This is a genomic window from Pseudomonas sp. BNK-15 (genome assembly GCF_047456105.1).
Classification (GTDB): domain Bacteria; phylum Pseudomonadota; class Gammaproteobacteria; order Pseudomonadales; family Pseudomonadaceae; genus Aquipseudomonas; species Aquipseudomonas putida_E.
In genome coordinates this window covers 1,909,451-1,929,191 of sequence record NZ_CP179898.1, presented here as the reverse complement: position 1 = coordinate 1,929,191, position 19,741 = coordinate 1,909,451, and the positions used below count along the sequence as shown (strand labels likewise).

Below are 19,741 nucleotides of genomic sequence, written 5' to 3'. Positions count from 1 at the left end.
CATGGATATTAAACGCACGATCCTGATCGCCGCCCTGGCAATCGTGTCCTACGTCATGGTCCTGAAGTGGAACGATGACTACGGCCAGGCTGCCTTGCCGACTCAGAATACTGCTGCCAGCACTGTTGCTCCGGGCCTGCCCGATGGCGTACCGGCCGCTAACAACGGCGCCAGCGCCGATGTACCGAGCGCCAACGCCGAGTCGAGCCCTGCCGAACTGGCACCTGTTGCACTCAGCAAGGATCTCATCCGGGTCAAGACCGATGTCCTGGAACTGGCTATCGATCCAGTCGGCGGTGACATCGTCCAGCTGAACCTGCCGAAGTACCCGCGTCGTCAGGATCATCCGGACATTCCGTTCCAGCTGTTCGACAACGGTGGCGAGCGCGTATATCTGGCCCAGAGCGGCCTGACCGGTGCCAACGGCCCGGATGCGCGCTCCACCGGCCGTCCGCTGTACGCCGCAGAGCAGAAGTCCTTCCAGCTGGCTGATGGCCAGGAACAACTGGTGGTCGACTTGAAGTTCAGCGACAACGGTGTGAACTACATCAAGCGCTTCAGCTTCAAACGCGGTGAGTACGATCTGACCGTCAGCTACCTGATCGACAACCAGAGTGGTCAGGCCTGGAGCGGCAACATGTTTGCCCAGCTCAAACGTGACGCCAGTGGTGACCCGTCCTCGAGCACCGCCACCGGTACCGCCACCTACCTGGGTGCTGCCCTGTGGACAGCTGGCGAGCCGTACAAGAAAGTGTCGATGAAGGACATCGACAAAGGTAGTTTGAAAGAAAATGTGTCTGGCGGCTGGGTTGCCTGGCTGCAGCACTACTTCGTAACTGCCTGGATCCCTGCCAAGTCGGACAACAATGTCGTTCAGACCCGCAAGGACAGCCAGGGCAACTACATCATCGGCTACACCGGCCCGGCCATCAGCGTACCGGCTGGCGGCAAGGCCGAAACCAGCGCCATGCTGTACGCTGGCCCGAAGATCCAGTCCAAGCTCAAGGAACTGTCCCCAGGCCTGGAACTGACTGTCGACTACGGCTTCCTGTGGTTCATCGCCCAGCCGATCTTCTGGTTGCTGCAACATATCCACAGCCTGCTGGGTAACTGGGGTTGGTCGATCATTGTTTTGACCATGCTCATCAAGGGCCTGTTCTTCCCGCTGTCGGCCGCCAGCTACCGCTCGATGGCGCGCATGCGTGCCGTAGCGCCGAAGCTGGCCGCGCTGAAGGAGCGCTTCGGTGACGATCGCCAGAAGATGTCCCAGGCGATGATGGAGCTGTACAAGAAAGAGAAGATCAACCCACTGGGTGGATGCTTGCCGATCCTGGTACAGATGCCTGTGTTCCTGGCCCTGTACTGGGTGCTGCTGGAAAGCGTAGAAATGCGCCAGGCCCCATGGATGTTGTGGATCACCGACCTGTCGATCAAGGATCCGTTCTTCATCCTGCCGATCATCATGGGCGCTACCATGTTCATCCAGCAGCGCCTGAACCCGACGCCGCCGGATCCGATGCAGGCCAAGGTGATGAAAATGATGCCGATCATCTTCACCTTCTTCTTCCTGTGGTTCCCGGCTGGCCTGGTGCTGTACTGGGTTGTGAACAACTGCCTGTCGATTTCGCAGCAGTGGTACATCACCCGCCGTATTGAAGCAGCGACCAAAAAAGCTGCTGCTTGACGGGCTACTGCGCTAGCCTGTGAATAAAAACGCCCCCTCGGGGGCGTTTTTGCTATCTGTCGTTTTTGTCGTAGAGGCTTTCGAGCATGAACACTGTGCGTGAAACCATCGCTGCCATCGCAACCGCACAAGGACGTGGAGGGGTGGGTATTGTCAGGCTGTCCGGCCCATTGGCGGCCAAGGCTGGCCAGCTCATAACCGGCCGCACACTGACACCGCGCCATGCCCATTACGGCCCATTTCGCGACCAGGAAGGGCTGGTGCTGGATGAAGGTATTGCACTGTTCTTCCCCGGACCCAACTCGTTCACCGGTGAGGACGTGCTCGAATTGCAGGGGCATGGTGGCCCGGTCGTACTGGACATGCTGTTGCAACGCTGCGTGCAGGTGGGTTGCCGCTTGGCCCGCCCGGGTGAGTTCAGTGAGCGGGCGTTTCTCAACGACAAGCTCGACCTGGCCCAGGCCGAAGCGATTGCCGACCTGATCGAAGCCAGCTCCAGCCAGGCAGCACGCAACGCCCTGCGCTCGTTGCAAGGGGAGTTCTCCAAACGTGTGCACAGCCTGACTGAAGCACTGATCGCGCTGCGGATCTATGTCGAGGCAGCGATCGACTTCCCCGAGGAGGAAATCGACTTTCTTGCCGATGGCCACGTCCTGTCGATGCTCGACTCAGTGCGTGCCGAGTTGTCCACAGTGCAGCGTGAGGCCGGGCAGGGTGCGCTGCTTCGTGACGGCATGACGGTGGTGATCGCCGGCAGGCCGAATGCAGGCAAATCGAGCCTGCTGAATCAACTGGCCGGTCGTGAGGCGGCAATCGTCACCGACATCGCAGGTACGACGCGGGATATCCTGCGTGAACATATCCACATCGATGGCATGCCGCTGCACGTCGTCGATACGGCCGGTTTGCGCGACACCGACGACCATGTGGAAAAGATAGGCGTCGAGCGCGCACTCAAGGCCATAGGCGAAGCCGACAGAGTGTTGTTGGTGGTCGACTCCACCGCCCCTGAGGCCAGTGATCCGTTCGCCCTGTGGCCGGAGTTTCTTGATCAAAGGCCTGATCCGGGCAAGGTCACACTGATTCGCAACAAAGCCGACCTCAGCGGCGAACCCGTAGGGCTGGAACAGTGCGATGACGGTCATGTAACCATCACCTTGAGCGCCAAAGGTGACGATCAGGGCTTGCTGCTGTTACGCGATCACCTCAAAGCCTGCATGGGTTATGAACAGACTGCAGAGAGTGGCTTCAGCGCACGCCGGCGGCACCTCGATGCCCTGCGCCAGGCCAGTGCTCATCTGGAGCACGGTCGTGCGCAATTGACCTTGGCGGGGGCCGGAGAGTTGTTGGCTGAGGACCTGCGCCAGGCCCAGCACGCGCTGGGGGAAATCACGGGCGCGTTCAGTTCGGATGACCTGCTGGGGCGGATTTTCTCGAGTTTCTGCATCGGTAAGTAGCTTTTAGCCAAACCATTCACGACGCCGCTCTTCCTGGAGCGGCTTTTTTTTGCCTGAGATTTGGGGCTCGGGCGTCTCGGACAGGGTTTTGTAGCTGCAGATTTTTAATCACCGGCCTGAAAAAGCGCTCCTGAGCCCTGTGGAAAAGTCGGCTTCAGCTCCGTTGATAAGCATGCTTTTTTTCTGAGGAAAACCTGCCCTGTGGGTAAGTAGGCATTTCATCCACAGGCTAAATCCGGTTATCCATAGCCCTCATGGCACTCCAACCACAGGGTTTAATTTTCTTCTACATGGCGAATCCAGAGGGATGTAGAACGTTATCCACAGATTGGTGCGTGCATAAGAATAAACATAAAAACAAAGCTTTTTTAAATTTCTTCTCTCTAGTTTCTGTTATCAGCCACTCATCCACAGCCTGGTCAAAATTTGCGCAAAAGGTTTCTTTAGAGGGGGTGAAGTCCCTATACTTGTCCGCTTACCTTCTCTATTCGCAAAAACAGGCACGAGGTGCGTGGTGGATTTCCCTTCCCGTTTTGAAGTGATCGTCATCGGCGGCGGCCATGCCGGTACCGAGGCTGCGCTTGCGTCTGCACGCATGGGTGTGAAAACCCTGCTGCTGACCCATAACGTGGAAACCCTCGGTCACATGAGCTGCAACCCGGCCATCGGTGGCATCGGTAAAAGCCATCTGGTCAAAGAGATCGATGCGCTCGGCGGTGCCATGGCACTGGCCACTGACAAGAGCGGCATCCAGTTTCGCGTGTTGAACAACCGCAAGGGCCCGGCTGTTCGCGCCACCCGTGCACAGGCCGACCGCGCCATCTACAAGGCCGTGGTTCGCGAAATCCTGGAAAACCAGCCAAATCTGTGGATATTCCAGCAGTCCTGTGACGACCTGATCGTCGAGCAAGACCAGGTCAAAGGCGTGGTTACGCAAATGGGGCTGCGGTTCTTCGCCGATTCGGTGGTGCTCACGACCGGCACTTTCCTGGGTGGCCTTATCCACATCGGCCTGCAGAACCATTCCGGCGGCCGCGCTGGCGATCCACCGTCGATTGCCCTGGCCCACCGCATGCGTGAATTACCGCTGCGCGTCGGTCGTCTGAAAACCGGTACACCTCCGCGTATCGACGGTCGTTCGGTGGACTTTTCGGTGATGACCGAACAGCCGGGCGACACACCAATCCCGGTCATGTCGTTCATGGGCAACGCCGCGATGCACCCGCGTCAGGTCAGCTGCTGGATTACCCACACCAATGCGCGTACCCACGAAATCATCGCTTCGAACCTCGACCGTTCGCCGATGTACTCGGGCGTCATCGAAGGTGTCGGCCCGCGTTACTGCCCGTCGATCGAGGACAAGATCCATCGCTTTGCCGACAAGGAAAGCCATCAGGTGTTCATCGAGCCGGAAGGCCTGACCACCCATGAGCTGTACCCCAACGGCATTTCCACTTCGCTGCCGTTTGACGTGCAGCTGGAGCTGGTGCGCTCGATTCGCGGTATGGAAAATGCGCACATCGTGCGCCCGGGCTATGCCATCGAATACGACTACTTCGATCCGCGTGACCTCAAGTACAGCCTCGAGACCAAGGTTATCGGTGGCTTGTTCTTCGCTGGCCAGATCAACGGCACTACCGGTTACGAAGAAGCCGGCGCCCAAGGCCTGCTGGCCGGTACCAACGCCGCACTGCGCGCGCAGGGCCGCGAAAGCTGGTGCCCGCGCCGTGACGAGGCGTACATCGGAGTGCTGGTCGACGACCTGATTACCCTGGGTACCCAGGAGCCGTACCGCATGTTCACTTCGCGAGCCGAATACCGGTTGATCCTGCGCGAAGACAACGCCGACCTGCGCCTGACCGAGAAAGGTCGTGAGCTTGGTCTGATCGACGACCAGCGCTGGGCCGCGTTCTGCGCCAAGCGTGACGGCATCGAGCGTGAGGAACAGCGCTTGAAATCGACCTGGGTACGCCCGAATACCCCGCAGGGCCAGGCCGTTGTGGATAAGTTCGGTACCCCGCTGAGCCACGAATACAGCCTGCTCAACCTGCTGGCGCGACCGGAAGTGGACTACGCCGGGCTGATCGAAGCGACCGGCGGCGAACAGATCGATCCACAGGTTGCCGAACAGGTCGAAATCAAGACCAAGTACGCTGGCTACATCGATCGCCAGCAGGACGAGATCGCTCGCCTGCGTGCCAGTGAAGACACCTGCCTGCCTGTGGATATCGACTACACCTCGATTTCCGGCCTGTCCAAGGAAATCCAGGGCAAGCTCGGCCAGACTCGCCCGCAGACGCTGGGCCAGGCTTCGCGGATCCCTGGCGTGACACCAGCGGCAATTTCCCTGTTGTTGATACATCTGAAAAAACGCGGCGCTGGCCGCGAATTGGAGCAAAGCGCTTGAGTTCCTTGGTCACCCCGCAACACGCTGAAGAGTTGTCCACAGGTGCACGCCAGCTCGGTGTCGAGCTGAGCGCCGAGCAGCACGAACGGCTGCTTGGCTACCTGGCCCTGTTGATCAAATGGAACAAAGCCTACAACCTGACGGCCGTGCGCGACCCGAACGAGATGGTTTCGCGCCATCTGCTGGACAGCCTCAGCGTAATGGGTTTTATCCACAGCGATCGCGATAGCTGGCTTGATGTCGGCAGCGGCGGTGGCATGCCCGGGATTCCATTGGCTATCCTGCATCCGCACAAACGCGTAACCGTGCTGGACGCCAACGGCAAGAAAACCCGCTTCCTCACCCAGGTGAAGATGGAGCTGAAACTGGACAACCTCACGGTTATCCACAGCCGGGTCGAGGCCTTCCAGCCAGCACAGCCGTTCAAGGGCATCATCTCTCGCGCCTTCAGCAGCATGGAGAACTTCACCAACTGGACCCGCCACTTGGGCGACACCGGGACGCAATGGCTTGCAATGAAGGGGCTGCATCCTGCCGATGAACTGGTAGCATTGCCCGCAGACTTCACAGTGGAAAGCGAGCAGGCCCTGACCGTTCCAGGTTGCCAGGGCCAGCGCCATCTGCTGATACTGCGCCGCAAGGCATGACTGGGAACACACGCAACAATGGCTAAGGTATTCGCAATCGCGAACCAGAAAGGTGGAGTGGGTAAAACCACCACCTGTATCAATCTCGCCGCATCGCTGGCTGCGACCAAGCGTCGTGTGCTGCTGATCGACCTCGATCCGCAGGGCAACGCCACCATGGGCAGCGGTGTGGACAAACACGAACTCGAACACTCGGTCTACGACCTGCTGATCGGGGAATGCGACCTTGCCCAGGCCATGCACTACTCCGAGCATGGTGGCTTCCAGTTGCTGCCGGCCAACCGCGACCTGACTGCCGCGGAAGTGGTGCTGCTGGAAATGCAGGTCAAGGAGAGCCGCCTGCGCAACGCCCTGGCGCCTATCCGCGAGAATTACGACTTCATCCTCATCGATTGCCCACCGTCGCTGTCGATGCTGACGCTCAATGCCCTGGTCGCCTCCGATGGCGTGATCATTCCGATGCAGTGCGAGTATTACGCACTGGAAGGTCTCAGCGACCTTGTGGATAACATCAAGCGCATTGCCGCCCGTCTGAACCCGGAGCTGAAGATCGAAGGGCTGCTGCGCACCATGTACGACCCGCGTCTTAGCCTGAACAACGATGTATCGGCGCAGCTCAAGGAGCACTTCGGCGAGCAGCTTTACGATACCGTCATTCCGCGCAACATCCGCTTGGCCGAGGCACCGAGCTTTGGCATGCCGGCGCTGGCCTACGACAAGCAATCGCGTGGCGCACTGGCCTATCTGGCCCTGGCCGGGGAACTGGTTCGCCGTCAACGCCGTCAATCACGCACTGCACAAACAACTTAAGGAATCCGCATGGCCGTTAAGAAACGGGGTCTCGGACGTGGGTTGGATGCACTGCTCAGTGGTCCTTCCGTCAGCGCGCTCGAAGAGCAGGCTGTCAAGATCGACCAGAAAGAACTGCAACACCTGCCGGTCGAGTTGATCCAGCGCGGTAAATACCAGCCGCGCCGTGACATGGATCCGCAGGCGCTGGAAGAACTGGCGCACTCGATTCGCACGCACGGTGTGATGCAGCCGATCGTGGTGCGCCCGATCGATGGCAACCGCTACGAGATCATTGCCGGTGAGCGCCGCTGGAGGGCCACGCAGCAGGCTGGCCTGGACACCGTCCCGGCGATGGTGCGGGAAGTGCCTGATGAAGCGGCCATCGCCATGGCCCTCATCGAGAACATCCAGCGAGAGGACCTCAACCCGTTGGAAGAGGCCCTGGCCCTGCAGCGCCTGCAACAGGAGTTCGAACTGACCCAGCAGCAGGTAGCCGATGCCGTAGGCAAGTCGCGGGTTACCGTGGCCAATCTGCTGCGCCTGATCTCGCTGCCTGAAGCGATCAAGACCATGCTTGCCCATGGTGATCTGGAGATGGGCCACGCACGTGCTTTGCTCGGTCTTGAAGAAGATCGCCAGGAAGAAGGGGCGCGTCATGTTGTCGCACGTGGGCTTACCGTGCGCCAAACCGAGGCACTGGTGCGCCAGTGGCTCAGTGGCAAACCTGACCCGGTAGAACCGAGCAAACCTGATCCGGATATCGAGCGCCTTGAACAGCGGCTCGCAGAGCGCCTGGGCTCCGCGGTGCAGATTCGTCACGGAAACAAGGGAAAAGGCCAGTTGGTTATTCGCTATAACTCGCTCGACGAGTTGCAGGGCGTCCTTGCTCACATCCGCTGAAACAATTCCAGTTGTAGCGCGCAGTCGGAAATCACTACCCAAGAGTTGAATAGGGGTTAATCCACCCCTATACTCTGCGCGCATTTTGTCGGCACAATTTATGCCAAGTCGTTACTGACTTGTTGGTCGACTTCTGAGGAGCAGTTGTGATGGAAATCCGCACGCCAAACCGCCTGCCTTTCCATCGCTGGGCGGTTTTTCCGGTACTGCTGGCTCAATTTGTCGTGCTGCTGCTGGCAACATTGGTGTTATGGCAGTGGAAAGGGGCAGTCAGTGGATATTCAGGTCTCTGCGGAGGTTTGATTGCCTGGCTGCCCAATATGTATTTCGCCTGGAAGGCTTTTCGCTTTAGCGGAGCCCGGGCGGCGCAGGCCATCGTCAAGTCGTTTTACGCAGGCGAGGCCGGCAAGATGATTTTGACGGCAGTGCTGTTCGCACTGACCTTCGCAGGAGTGAAGCCACTGGCGCCGTTAGCAGTCTTCGGCGTCTTCGTGTTGACCCTTTTGGTCAGCTGGTTTGCGCCCCTGCTGATGAATAAAAGACTTTCGAGACCTTAGGGCGTTTGAGGCAACCATGGCAGCAGAAACCGCTTCGGGCTATATCCAGCACCACTTGCAGAACCTGACCTACGGTCAACTACCAGACGGCAGCTGGGGCTTCGCCCATTCGGCTGCAGAAGCCAAGGCAATGGGCTTCTGGGCGTTCCACCTGGACACCCTGGGTTGGTCCGTCGCGCTGGGTCTGATCTTCCTGTTCATCTTCCGCATGGCGGCGAAGAAGGCGACCTCCGGCCAGCCTGGCGGTCTGCAGAACTTCGTCGAAGTGATGGTCGATTTCGTCAACGGCAGCGTGAAGGACTCCTTCCACGGCCGTAGCCCGGTGATTGCGCCGCTGGCACTGACCATCTTCGTCTGGGTATTCCTGATGAACGCCGTCGACCTGGTACCGGTCGACTGGATTCCTCAGCTGGCCATCCTGATTTCCGGTGATCCGCACATTCCGTTCCGCGCCGTGTCGACCACCGACCCGAACGCGACGCTGGCAATGGCCTTCTGCGTGTTCGCCCTGATCATCTTCTACAGCATCAAGGTCAAGGGCCTGGGCGGCTTCATCGGTGAGCTGACCCTGCACCCGTTCGGCAGCAAGAACATCTTCGTGCAGATCCTGCTGATTCCGGTCAACTTCCTGCTCGAGTTCGTCACCCTGATCGCCAAGCCGATCTCGCTGGCGCTGCGACTGTTCGGCAACATGTACGCCGGCGAGCTGGTGTTCATCCTGATCGCCGTGATGTTCGGCTCCGGCCTTCTGTGGCTGAGCGGCCTGGGTGTGGTGCTGCAGTGGGCGTGGGCTGTGTTCCACATCCTGATCATCACCCTGCAAGCTTTCATCTTCATGATGCTTACCATCGTCTACCTGTCGATGGCTCACGAAGATAACCATTAAGACCGCCTGGCGTGTCTGATAGCCTTCCCCGCTCGTTTGGGGGGAGGGCTTTAAAAGTCCGCAAGGGCAGCTGTTCCAAACGATTTGTTTTACCGCTTCAAACTAAAAACCTAACCAATACGACGTAAAAGTCGGGAGGAAAGATGGAAACTGTAGTTGGTCTGACCGCTATCGCTGTTGCTCTGCTGATCGGCCTGGGTGCTCTGGGTACCGCCATTGGTTTCGGCCTGCTGGGCGGCAAATTCCTGGAAGGCGCTGCTCGTCAGCCTGAGATGGTTCCGATGCTGCAGGTCAAAATGTTCATCGTTGCCGGTCTGCTCGACGCCGTAACCATGATCGGTGTTGGTATCGCTCTGTTCTTCACCTTCGCGAATCCGTTCGTTGGTCAGATCGCCGGCTAATCACTCGTATCCACGAGTTGATGGCTGTATGAATTAAGACCGAGCGAGGTGTTGGCGTGAACATTAATGCAACCCTGATTGGCCAATCCGTTGCTTTCCTGATTTTTGTACTCTTCTGCATGAAGTATGTATGGCCTCCGGTCATCACTGCTCTGCAAGAGCGCCAAAAGAAGATTGCCGACGGCTTGGACGCTGCCAACCGCGCAGCTCGCGACCTGGAGCTGGCCCAAGAGAAAGCGGGTCAGCAACTGCGTGAAGCTAAAGCACAGGCAGCCGAAATCATTGAGCAAAGCAAGAAACGCGCTGCTCAGCTTGTCGAGGAAGCCCGTGAACAGGCCCGCGTCGAAGCTGACCGTGTGAAGGCTCAGGCTCTGGCCGAGATCGAACAGGAACTGAACAGTGCCAAAGACGCCCTGCGTGCCCAAGTGGGTGCCCTGGCCGTTGGCGGTGCTGAAAAGATCCTTGGCGCCACAATCGATCAAAACGCGCATGCGGAGCTGGTTAACAAACTGGCCGCTGAAATTTAAGCGAGGGCGATCATGGCAGAACTGACCACGTTGGCCCGACCTTACGCTAAGGCTGCCTTTGAGCATGCCCAGGCCCATCAGCAACTGGCCAATTGGTCAGCCATGCTCGGCCTGGCTGCTGCGGTGTCGCAAGACGACACCATGCAGCGCCTGCTCAAGGCCCCGCGACTGACGAGCGCAGAAAAGGCCGCCACGTTCATTGACGTGTGCGGTGACAAGTTCAATGCACAGGCACAGAATTTCATTCATGTTGCCGCGGAAAACGACCGTCTCCTGCTTCTGCCGGAGATTGCCGCTCTGTTCGACCTGTACAAGGCCGAGCAAGAGAAATCCGTGGACGTGGAAGTCACCAGTGCCTTCGCGTTGAACCAAGAACAGCAAGACAAACTCGCCAAGGTTCTCAGTGCACGGTTAGGCCAGGAAGTGCGCCTGCACGCGTCGGAGGATGCCAGCCTGATTGGCGGCGTCGTCATCCGCGCTGGTGACCTGGTAATCGATGGCTCTGTTCGCGGCAAAATCGCGAAACTGGCCGAAGCATTGAAATCTTGAGTTTGAAGGGGCAGCAGAGCAATGCAGCAACTCAATCCTTCCGAAATTAGTGAAATCATCAAGGGCCGCATCGACAACCTCGATGTGAGCTCCCAAGCCCGTAACGAAGGTACCGTCGTTTCGGTTTCCGACGGTATCGTGCGGATCCACGGTCTGGCCGACGTCATGTACGGCGAAATGATCGAGTTCCCTGGCGGCGTCTACGGCATGGCCCTGAACCTGGAGCAAGACTCCGTAGGTGCAGTGATCCTGGGTGCCTATGACACCCTCGCCGAAGGCATGAGCGCCAAGTGCACCGGCCGCATCCTGGAAGTTCCGGTTGGTAAGGAACTGCTGGGCCGCGTAGTCGACGCACTGGGCAACCCGATCGATGGCAAAGGTCCTCTGGGCAACACCGAGACCGACGCGGTCGAGAAAGTTGCTCCAGGCGTGATCTGGCGTAAGTCGGTAGACCAGCCTGTACAGACTGGCTACAAGTCCGTCGACGCCATGATCCCGGTCGGCCGTGGCCAGCGTGAGCTGATCATCGGTGACCGTCAGATCGGCAAGACCGCCATGGCCATCGACGCCATCATCAACCAGAAAGACTCCGGTATTTTCTGCGTTTATGTTGCTGTCGGCCAGAAGCGTTCCACCGTTGCCAACATCGTTCGCAAGCTGGAAGAAAACGGCGCCCTGGCCAACACCATCGTGGTGGTTGCCAGTGCTTCGGAATCCGCCGCACTGCAATTCCTGGCGCCATACGCCGGTTGCACCATGGGCGAGTTCTTCCGTGACCGCGGCGAAGACGCACTGATCGTTTACGATGACCTGTCCAAGCAGGCCGTTGCCTACCGTCAGATCTCCCTGCTGCTGCGCCGTCCACCAGGACGCGAAGCGTACCCAGGCGACGTGTTCTATCTCCACTCCCGTCTGCTGGAGCGTGCATCGCGCGTTTCGGAAGAGTACGTCGAGAAGTTCACCAACGGTGCTGTAACTGGCAAAACCGGTTCCCTGACTGCGCTGCCGATCATCGAAACTCAGGCTGGCGACGTTTCCGCGTTCGTTCCGACCAACGTGATTTCCATCACCGACGGTCAGATCTTCCTGGAATCGGCCATGTTCAACTCGGGCATCCGTCCTGCAGTGAACGCCGGTGTTTCGGTATCCCGCGTAGGTGGTGCTGCTCAGACCAAGATCATCAAGAAGCTGTCCGGTGGTATTCGTACCGCTCTGGCTCAGTACCGTGAACTGGCTGCATTCGCCCAGTTCGCCTCCGATCTGGACGAAGCGACCCGCAAGCAGCTGGAGCATGGTCAGCGCGTTACCGAGCTGATGAAGCAGAAGCAGTACGCGCCAATGTCCATCGCGGACATGGCCCTGTCGCTGTACGCCGCTGAGCGTGGTTTCCTGACTGACGTAGAAGTCTCCAAGATCGGTAGCTTCGAGCAAGCACTGATCGCCTTCTTCAACCGTGATCACGCTGAACTGATGGCGAAGATCAATGTGAAGGGTGACTTCAACGACGAAATCGACGCAGGCCTGAAAGCCGGTATCGAGAAGTTCAAGGCCACCCAGACCTGGTAAGCCGCAGCGGGGGCTCAGGCCCCCGCTTGCTAACCTGATAGGTGATACATGGCAGGCGCAAAAGAGATTCGCAGTAAGATTGCGAGCATCAAAAGCACGCAAAAAATTACCAGCGCCATGGAGAAAGTGGCGGTCAGCAAGATGCGCAAGGCACAAATGCGCATGGCTGCTAGCCGTCCTTACGCGGAGCGTATCCGCCAGGTGATCGGTCATCTGGCCAACGCCAACCCGGAATACCGCCACCCCTTCATGATCGAGCGCCCTGTAAAGCGTGCCGGTTATATTGTGGTGAGCAGTGACCGTGGTCTGTGCGGTGGCTTGAATACCAACCTGTTCAAGGCCCTGGTCAAGGACATGAACGCGAACCGCGAACAGGGCGTGGAAATCGACCTGTGCGTGATCGGCAGCAAGGGTGCGACTTTCTTCCGCATCTTTGGCGGCAACGTCGTAGCCGCGATCAGCCACTTGGGCGAAGAGCCATCGATCAACGATCTGATCGGCTCCGTCAAAGTGATGCTGGACGCCTACCTGGACGGCCGTATCGATCGCCTCTGCGTGGTTTCGAACAAGTTCATCAATACCATGACCCAGAAGCCGACGGTCGAGCAATTGGTACCGTTGGTGGCAACCCCGGATCAGGAACTCAAGCACCACTGGGATTACCTGTACGAACCCGACGCAAAAGAGCTGCTGGACGGCTTGATGGTGCGTTACGTGGAGTCGCAGGTATACCAGGCGGTGGTCGAGAACAACGCTGCTGAACAAGCGGCCCGGATGATCGCGATGAAGAACGCCACAGACAACGCCGGTGATTTGATCAAAGAGCTCCAGCTGATCTACAACAAGGCGCGTCAGGCTGCGATCACCCAGGAGATCTCGGAAATCGTCGGCGGCGCTGCCGCGGTTTAACGGTTCACATATTCAGAGGATCCAGCTATGAGTAGCGGACGTATCGTTCAAATCATCGGCGCCGTCATCGACGTGGAATTCCCACGTGACGTCGTGCCGAGTGTATACAACGCGCTGAAAGTACAAGGCGCGGAAACCACCCTGGAAGTTCAGCAGCAGCTGGGCGACGGCGTGGTTCGTACCATTGCGATGGGCTCGACCGAAGGCCTGAAGCGCGGTCTGGATGTCGTCGACACCGGTGCTGCCATTTCCGTTCCTGTTGGTAAGGCCACCCTGGGCCGTATCATGGACGTACTGGGCAACCCGATCGACGAAGCCGGCCCGATCGGCGAAGAAGAGCGTCGCGGTATCCACCAGCCAGCGCCTTCGTTCGCTGACCAGGCAGGCGGCAACGACCTGCTGGAAACCGGCATCAAGGTTATCGACCTGGTTTGCCCGTTCGCCAAGGGTGGTAAGGTTGGTCTGTTCGGTGGTGCCGGTGTCGGCAAGACCGTAAACATGATGGAACTGATCCGTAACATCGCCATGGAACACAGCGGTTACTCCGTGTTCGCTGGTGTGGGTGAGCGTACTCGTGAGGGTAACGACTTCTACCACGAGATGAAGGACTCCAACGTTCTCGACAAAGTAGCCTTGGTCTACGGTCAGATGAACGAGCCACCAGGAAACCGTCTGCGCGTAGCGCTGACCGGCCTGACCATGGCTGAGAAGTTCCGTGACGAAGGTAACGACGTTCTGCTGTTCGTCGACAACATCTATCGTTACACCCTGGCCGGTACCGAAGTATCCGCACTGCTGGGCCGTATGCCTTCGGCAGTAGGTTACCAGCCGACCCTGGCTGAAGAGATGGGCGTTCTGCAAGAGCGCATCACCTCCACCAAGGAAGGTTCGATCACCTCCGTCCAGGCCGTATACGTACCAGCGGACGACTTGACCGACCCGTCGCCAGCGACCACCTTCGCCCACCTGGACGCCACCGTCGTTCTGTCCCGTGACATCGCCTCCCTGGGTATCTACCCAGCGGTCGACCCACTGGACTCGACTTCGCGTCAGCTGGACCCGAACGTGATCGGCAATGAGCACTACGACACTGCTCGTGGCGTTCAGTATGTTCTGCAGCGCTACAAAGAGCTGAAGGACATTATTGCGATCCTGGGTATGGACGAACTGTCCGAGACCGACAAGCAACTGGTAGCCCGCGCTCGTAAGATCCAGCGCTTCCTGTCGCAGCCGTTCTTCGTGGCCGAAGTTTTCACCGGTTCGCCAGGTAAGTACGTTTCCCTGAAAGACACCATCGCTGGCTTCAGCGGCATCCTCAAAGGTGACTACGACCACCTGCCAGAACAAGCGTTCTACATGGTCGGCAGCATCGACGAAGCGATCGAGAAAGCCAAGAAACTGTAATTCCTGCGCCCCGCAAGGGGCGCTATCAGGTTGAGGCAAGCAGATGGCTATGACAGTCCATTGCGATATCGTCAGCGCGGAAGGAGAGATTTTCTCCGGTCTGGTCGAGATGGTGGTTGCGCACGGTAACCTGGGTGATCTTGGTATCGCTCCAGGCCACGCGCCTCTGATCACCAATCTGAAGCCAGGTCCGATCACGCTGACCAAGCAGGGTGGCGCCCAAGAGGTGTATTACATCTCTGGTGGTTTCCTCGAGGTTCAGCCGAACATGGTCAAGGTGCTTGCCGATACCGTGCAACGTGCTACAGACCTGGATGAAGCTCAGGCTCAGGAAGCCCTCAAGGCTGCCGAGAACGCCCTGAGTCTGAAAGGCGCGGACTTCGATTACGGCGCCGCCGCCGCACGTCTGGCCGAGGCCGCAGCTCAGCTGCGTACCGTCCAGCAAATGCGCAAAGGCAAGTAATCGGCCCCGGCTGATCACTGCTGTTGCGATTGAGTAAAAGGGTAGCCTCGGCTACCCTTTTTCTTTTCCGAATTCCCCCTCGGTCATTTCTCTGACCGCCCAGGATTGGTAGCCAGTCAATGTCACTCGATATCGTTATTCTCGCCGCCGGCCAAGGTACTCGCATGCGCTCGGCGCTGCCCAAGGTGCTGCACCCGGTGGCCGGCAATTCCATGCTCGGCCATGTTATCCACAGCGCACGGCAGCTTCAGCCTCAAGGCATTCACGTAGTGATTGGCCATGGTGCGGAGCAGGTGCGTGAGCGCCTGGCAGCCGACGACCTGAATTTCGTTATGCAGGACAAGCAACTGGGTACCGGGCATGCCGTTGCCCAAGCGCTGCCGGCGATCACTGCCGACACGGTGCTGGTGCTGTATGGCGACGTACCGCTGATTGAAGTGGAAACCCTGCAACGCCTGCTGGCCAAGGCCACCGACCAGCAGCTGGGCCTGCTCACCGTTAACCTGCAAGACCCGACCGGCTACGGGCGCATTGTGCGTGATGCCCAAGGCAAGGTGACTGCGATCGTCGAGCACAAGGACGCCAGCGATGTGCAGAAAGCGATCAAGGAAGGCAATACCGGCATCCTGGCCCTGCCAGCCGCTCGCCTTGCCGACTGGATGGGGCGTTTGTCGAACAACAACGCCCAAGGTGAGTATTACCTGACCGACGTCATCGCCATGGCAGTGGCTGATGGCCTGGTGGTGGCTACCGAACAACCGCACGACCCGATGGAAGTGCAGGGTGCCAATGACCGGCGCCAGCTATCCGAACTCGAGCGCCACTATCAACTGCGCGAAGGCCGACGATTGATGGCACAGGGTGTGACCCTGCGTGACCCGGCTCGTTTCGACGTGCGTGGTGAAGTGACCGTTGGTCGCGATGTGCTGATCGATATCAACGTCATCCTCGAAGGCAAGGTCGTGATCGAGGACGACGTTCAGATTGGGCCTAACTGCGTGATCAAGGACAGCACCCTGCGCAAAGGCGTGGTGGTCAAGGCCAACAGCCATATTGAAGGCGCCGTGATGGGCGAGGGTAGCGATGCCGGCCCGTTCGCGCGCCTGCGCCCGGGCAGCGTGCTGGATGCCAAGGCCCATGTGGGTAACTTTGTCGAACTGAAGAATGCCCACCTGGGTGAAGGCGCCAAAGCGGGTCACTTGAGCTACCTGGGTGATGCCGAGATCGGGGCACGCACCAATATTGGTGCTGGCACCATCACGTGCAATTACGATGGTGCCAACAAGTTCAAGACTGTGATGGGCGAGGATGTGTTCATCGGTTCGAACAACTCGTTGGTGGCGCCTGTGGATATCAAGGCGGGGGCCACAACTGCGGCGGGTTCGACGATTACCCAGACTGTCGAGGCTGGGCAACTTGCCGTGGGACGTGCGCGTCAGCGTAACATCGATGGCTGGAAGCGGCCGGAGAAGATCAAGAAGGACTGATTATCCACAGCCCGTTCGATCGAAAGCCGACTTGTGTGAATAAGTCGGCTTTTTTATTGGCTGTAAAGGCATCGGAGGGGCAAGCCGCTGCACCGCGATCGGTGGCATTTATTTATCCACAGGCCGGTGATTTTTCAGATCGACAGCCTTGACGAAATCTCTCTCATAGGTTTTGATTGCAATCATTATCTTTCGAATCGAAACTTAAGCGCCCATGTCGAAACGAAATACCCCCCAACGCCGTCACAACATCCTGGCCATGCTCAGCGAGCAAGGTGAGGTCAGTGTGGACGCATTGGCCAAGCGCTTTGAAACGTCGGAAGTCACCATACGCAAGGACCTCGCTGCCCTCGAGGCCAATGGCTTGCTGCTGCGTCGCTACGGCGGCGCGGTACCGGTTCCGCAGGAGATGCTTGGGGAAACCGCACAGCCAGTGTCTGCCTACAAGAAAGCCATCGCCCGCGCTGCTGTCGGCCGTATCCGTGAACACGCGCGGATCATCATCGACAGTGGCAGCACTACTGCCGCGATGATCCCGGAGCTCGGCCGCCAGCCAGGCCTGGTGGTGATGACCAACTCTTTGAACGTGGCCCGCGCCATTAGCGAGCTTGAGCATGAACCGGTACTGCTGATGACCGGCGGCACCTGGGACCCGCACTCCGAGTCGTTCCAGGGCCAGGTCGCCGAGCAGGTACTGCGCTCATACGATTTCGACCAGTTGTTCATCGGCGCAGATGGCATCGACCTCAACCGCGGCACCACGACTTTCAATGAGCTGCTGGGCCTGAGCCGAGTCATGGCCGAAGTGGCCCGCGAGGTGATCGTGATGGTCGAATCCGACAAGGTCGGGCGCAAGATCCCCAATCTTGAACTGCCTTGGGGCAGTGTCAGCACCCTCATTACAGACGAACGCCTGCCAGCAGCGGCACGCGAACAGATTCAAGCCCGCGGCGTCAACCTGATCTGCGCCGCGATCAGCCAGGAGAAATAATCATGTGTGGAATCGTTGGCGCCGTAGCTGAACGCAACATCACCGCCATTCTCATCGAAGGCCTCAAGCGGCTCGAGTACCGCGGCTACGACAGCGCCGGCCTTGCCGTTTATACCCAGCAAGGTGAACTGCAGCGCCGGCGCCGCATCGGCAAGGTCGCTGAACTGGACGCTGCCAACGCTGCCGACCCGCTGATCGGCCAGTTGGGCATTGCCCACACCCGTTGGGCTACCCACGGCGCACCGACCGAGGGCAATGCGCACCCGCATTTCTCGGGTGAAGAAGTGGCAGTGGTACACAACGGCATCATCGAAAACCATGAAGAGCTGCGCGAAGAGCTCAAAGGCCTGGGCTATGTGTTCGTTTCGCAAACCGATACCGAGGTTATCGTCCACCTGATCCACCATACCCTCAAGACCATCCCGGACCTGGCGGACGCACTGAAGTCAGCGGTCAAGCACCTGCACGGTGCCTATGGCCTGGCGCTGATCAGCGTGAAACAACCCGATCGTCTGGTTGCCGCGCGCAGTGGCAGCCCGTTGGTGATTGGCCTTGGCCATGGTGAGAACTTCCTGGCTTCCGACCAGTTGGCGCTGCGCCAGGTCACTGACCGCTTCATGTACCTGGAGGAGGGCGACATCGCTGAGATCCGCCGTGACCAGGTGAAGGTCTGGGATCAGGCCGGCAACGCGGTCCAGCGCGAAACCGTGCAGTATCACGAAGGCGCCGAAGCCGCTGACAAGGGCGCATATCGCCACTTCATGCTCAAGGAGATTCACGAGCAGCCGACCGTGGTTCAGCGCACTCTGGAAGGCCGCCTGGGCAAGGACCATGTGCTGGTCCAGGCCTTTGGCCCACAGGCTGCTGAACTGTTCGCCAAGGTGCGCAACGTGCAGATCGTGGCCTGTGGTACCAGCTACCACGCCGGCATGGTTGCCCGTTACTGGCTGGAAAGCTTGGCCGGCATCCCTTGCCAGGTCGAAGTCGCCAGTGAGTTCCGCTACCGCAAGGTGGTGGTCCAGCCGGACACCCTGTTCGTTTCGATTTCCCAGTCTGGCGAAACTGCCGACACCCTCGCTGCCCTGCGCAATGCCAAGGAACTGGGCTTCCTCGGCAGCCTGGCCATCTGCAACGTGGGCATCAGCTCGCTGGTACGCGAATCCGACCTGACCCTGCTGACACTGGCCGGCCCGGAAATCGGCGTGGCGTCGACCAAGGCGTTCACTACCCAGCTGGTATCGCTGATGCTGCTGACCCTGGCCCTGGGCCAGGTGCGTGGCACCCTCGAGGCTGGTGTGGAAGCGGAGCTGGTCGAAGAGCTGCGTCGCCTGCCGGCACGCCTGGGCGAAGCCCTGGCCATGGACCACACCGTCGAAAAGATCGCCGAGCTGTTTGCCGACAAGCACCACACCCTGTTCCTGGGCCGTGGTGCGCAGTACCCGGTTGCGATGGAGGGTGCGCTCAAGCTCAAGGAGATTTCCTACATTCACGCTGAAGCGTACCCGGCGGGTGAGCTCAAGCATGGCCCGTTGGCGCTTGTGGATAACGACATGCCGGTGGTAACGGTAGCGCCGAACAACGAGCTGCTGGAGAAGCTCAAGTCGAACCTGCAGGAAGTCCGCGCCCGGGGTGGTGAGCTGGTGGTGTTCGCCGATGAGCACGCCGGTATGAGCAACGGCGAAGGTACCCATGTAATCAAGGTGCCGCACATCGCTGACGCGCTGGCGCCGATCCTGTACACCATTCCACTGCAGTTGCTGTCGTACTACGTGGCGGTGCTCAAGGGCACTGATGTTGACCAGCCGCGTAACTTGGCGAAGTCGGTGACGGTGGAATAAGCATCTGCGGCCATGAGGCCAATTGTGGTTTTGCGCAATAAAGATTGACACAACCCAATAAAGATTGTCACAACGCAATATAGTTTGACACAGCCGGCAACCCCCCGTATCTACGGGGGGTTGCGTTTTTGGACTGCGCCGTTGGTCCGGATTAGCCGCTTCGCTTGGAGGCGGGAGTAGTCTTGAAGCTCATCGCTGTTCGGGCAGCCCGATGTCTCATTTCTAGAATCTTTGAAACGCGAGGTGAGGTCGAGTCGGATTGAATTGAGGAGGCGG

General features: G+C 59.0%; 18 protein-coding genes. All 18 read left to right on the top strand.

The genetic code is table 11. The features are described 5' to 3' along the window. Position 1: 1 nt before the first annotated feature. Positions 2 to 1,684 carry a membrane protein insertase YidC gene (gene yidC / locus ACMGF5_RS08830; protein WP_115273206.1) on the top strand — a complete coding sequence of 561 codons (1,683 nt, stop codon included), beginning with the start codon at positions 2 to 4 and terminating at the stop codon, positions 1,682 to 1,684. Positions 1,685 to 1,770: 86 nt separating this feature from the next. Further along, positions 1,771 to 3,141, top strand: coding sequence for a tRNA uridine-5-carboxymethylaminomethyl(34) synthesis GTPase MnmE (gene mnmE / locus ACMGF5_RS08825; protein ID WP_115273205.1), 1,371 nt, complete (start codon positions 1,771 to 1,773; stop codon positions 3,139 to 3,141). 514 nt (positions 3,142 to 3,655) lie between these two features. Beyond that, a complete protein-coding gene (mnmG, locus tag ACMGF5_RS08820) occupies positions 3,656 to 5,548 on the top strand; it encodes a tRNA uridine-5-carboxymethylaminomethyl(34) synthesis enzyme MnmG (RefSeq protein WP_012316954.1) in 1,893 nt (630 codons plus the stop codon). Further along, complete coding sequence (gene rsmG / locus ACMGF5_RS08815; protein WP_115273204.1) at positions 5,545 to 6,195, top strand: 16S rRNA (guanine(527)-N(7))-methyltransferase RsmG; 651 nt, start codon at positions 5,545 to 5,547, stop codon at positions 6,193 to 6,195. The genes mnmG and rsmG overlap by 4 nt, the downstream gene beginning before the upstream one ends. Before the next feature lie 18 nt (positions 6,196 to 6,213). After that, positions 6,214 to 7,005 (top strand): ParA family protein, encoded by a 792-nt coding sequence (locus tag ACMGF5_RS08810; RefSeq protein WP_012316952.1) that lies wholly within the window; start codon positions 6,214 to 6,216, stop codon positions 7,003 to 7,005. Positions 7,006 to 7,014: 9 nt separating this feature from the next. Continuing rightward, the gene (locus tag ACMGF5_RS08805) at positions 7,015 to 7,887 is read left to right on the top strand and encodes a ParB/RepB/Spo0J family partition protein (RefSeq protein ID WP_046786784.1); all 873 of its coding nucleotides are present in this window, start codon (positions 7,015 to 7,017) and stop codon (positions 7,885 to 7,887) included. 149 nt (positions 7,888 to 8,036) lie between these two features. Next, complete coding sequence (locus ACMGF5_RS08800) at positions 8,037 to 8,444, top strand: F0F1 ATP synthase subunit I (protein ID WP_012316950.1); 408 nt, start codon at positions 8,037 to 8,039, stop codon at positions 8,442 to 8,444. Positions 8,445 to 8,460: 16 nt separating this feature from the next. Next, on the top strand, positions 8,461 to 9,330 hold the full coding sequence (gene atpB, locus ACMGF5_RS08795) for a F0F1 ATP synthase subunit A (protein ID WP_003260030.1): 870 nt from the start codon (positions 8,461 to 8,463) through the stop codon (positions 9,328 to 9,330). 143 nt (positions 9,331 to 9,473) lie between these two features. Next, complete coding sequence (gene atpE, locus ACMGF5_RS08790) at positions 9,474 to 9,731, top strand: F0F1 ATP synthase subunit C (RefSeq protein ID WP_003097235.1); 258 nt, start codon at positions 9,474 to 9,476, stop codon at positions 9,729 to 9,731. Between the two features lie 56 nt (positions 9,732 to 9,787). Beyond that, positions 9,788 to 10,258, top strand: coding sequence for a F0F1 ATP synthase subunit B (locus tag ACMGF5_RS08785; RefSeq protein WP_003253189.1), 471 nt, complete (start codon positions 9,788 to 9,790; stop codon positions 10,256 to 10,258). A gap of 12 nt (positions 10,259 to 10,270) precedes the next feature. Further along, positions 10,271 to 10,807 (top strand): F0F1 ATP synthase subunit delta, encoded by a 537-nt coding sequence (locus ACMGF5_RS08780; RefSeq protein ID WP_003253191.1) that lies wholly within the window; start codon positions 10,271 to 10,273, stop codon positions 10,805 to 10,807. A gap of 21 nt (positions 10,808 to 10,828) precedes the next feature. Continuing rightward, positions 10,829 to 12,373 carry a F0F1 ATP synthase subunit alpha gene (atpA, locus tag ACMGF5_RS08775; RefSeq protein ID WP_021785310.1) on the top strand — a complete coding sequence of 515 codons (1,545 nt, stop codon included), beginning with the start codon at positions 10,829 to 10,831 and terminating at the stop codon, positions 12,371 to 12,373. 48 nt (positions 12,374 to 12,421) lie between these two features. Beyond that, positions 12,422 to 13,282 (top strand): F0F1 ATP synthase subunit gamma, encoded by an 861-nt coding sequence (gene atpG, locus ACMGF5_RS08770; protein ID WP_046786783.1) that lies wholly within the window; start codon positions 12,422 to 12,424, stop codon positions 13,280 to 13,282. Positions 13,283 to 13,309: 27 nt separating this feature from the next. Further along, positions 13,310 to 14,686: a F0F1 ATP synthase subunit beta gene (atpD, locus tag ACMGF5_RS08765; RefSeq protein ID WP_016489910.1), complete on the top strand. Its 1,377-nt coding sequence runs from the start codon at positions 13,310 to 13,312 to the stop codon at positions 14,684 to 14,686. 43 nt (positions 14,687 to 14,729) lie between these two features. Further along, on the top strand, positions 14,730 to 15,149 hold the full coding sequence (locus tag ACMGF5_RS08760) for a F0F1 ATP synthase subunit epsilon (protein ID WP_012316945.1): 420 nt from the start codon (positions 14,730 to 14,732) through the stop codon (positions 15,147 to 15,149). A gap of 119 nt (positions 15,150 to 15,268) precedes the next feature. Then, on the top strand, positions 15,269 to 16,636 hold the full coding sequence (glmU, locus tag ACMGF5_RS08755; protein ID WP_281869689.1) for a bifunctional UDP-N-acetylglucosamine diphosphorylase/glucosamine-1-phosphate N-acetyltransferase GlmU: 1,368 nt from the start codon (positions 15,269 to 15,271) through the stop codon (positions 16,634 to 16,636). Between the two features lie 214 nt (positions 16,637 to 16,850). Further along, on the top strand, positions 16,851 to 17,627 hold the full coding sequence (locus ACMGF5_RS08750; protein ID WP_039602579.1) for a DeoR/GlpR family DNA-binding transcription regulator: 777 nt from the start codon (positions 16,851 to 16,853) through the stop codon (positions 17,625 to 17,627). A 2-nt stretch (positions 17,628 to 17,629) separates the two neighbouring features. Then, positions 17,630 to 19,465 carry a glutamine--fructose-6-phosphate transaminase (isomerizing) gene (gene glmS / locus ACMGF5_RS08745; RefSeq protein ID WP_414157733.1) on the top strand — a complete coding sequence of 612 codons (1,836 nt, stop codon included), beginning with the start codon at positions 17,630 to 17,632 and terminating at the stop codon, positions 19,463 to 19,465. Positions 19,466 to 19,741 lie beyond the last annotated feature (276 nt).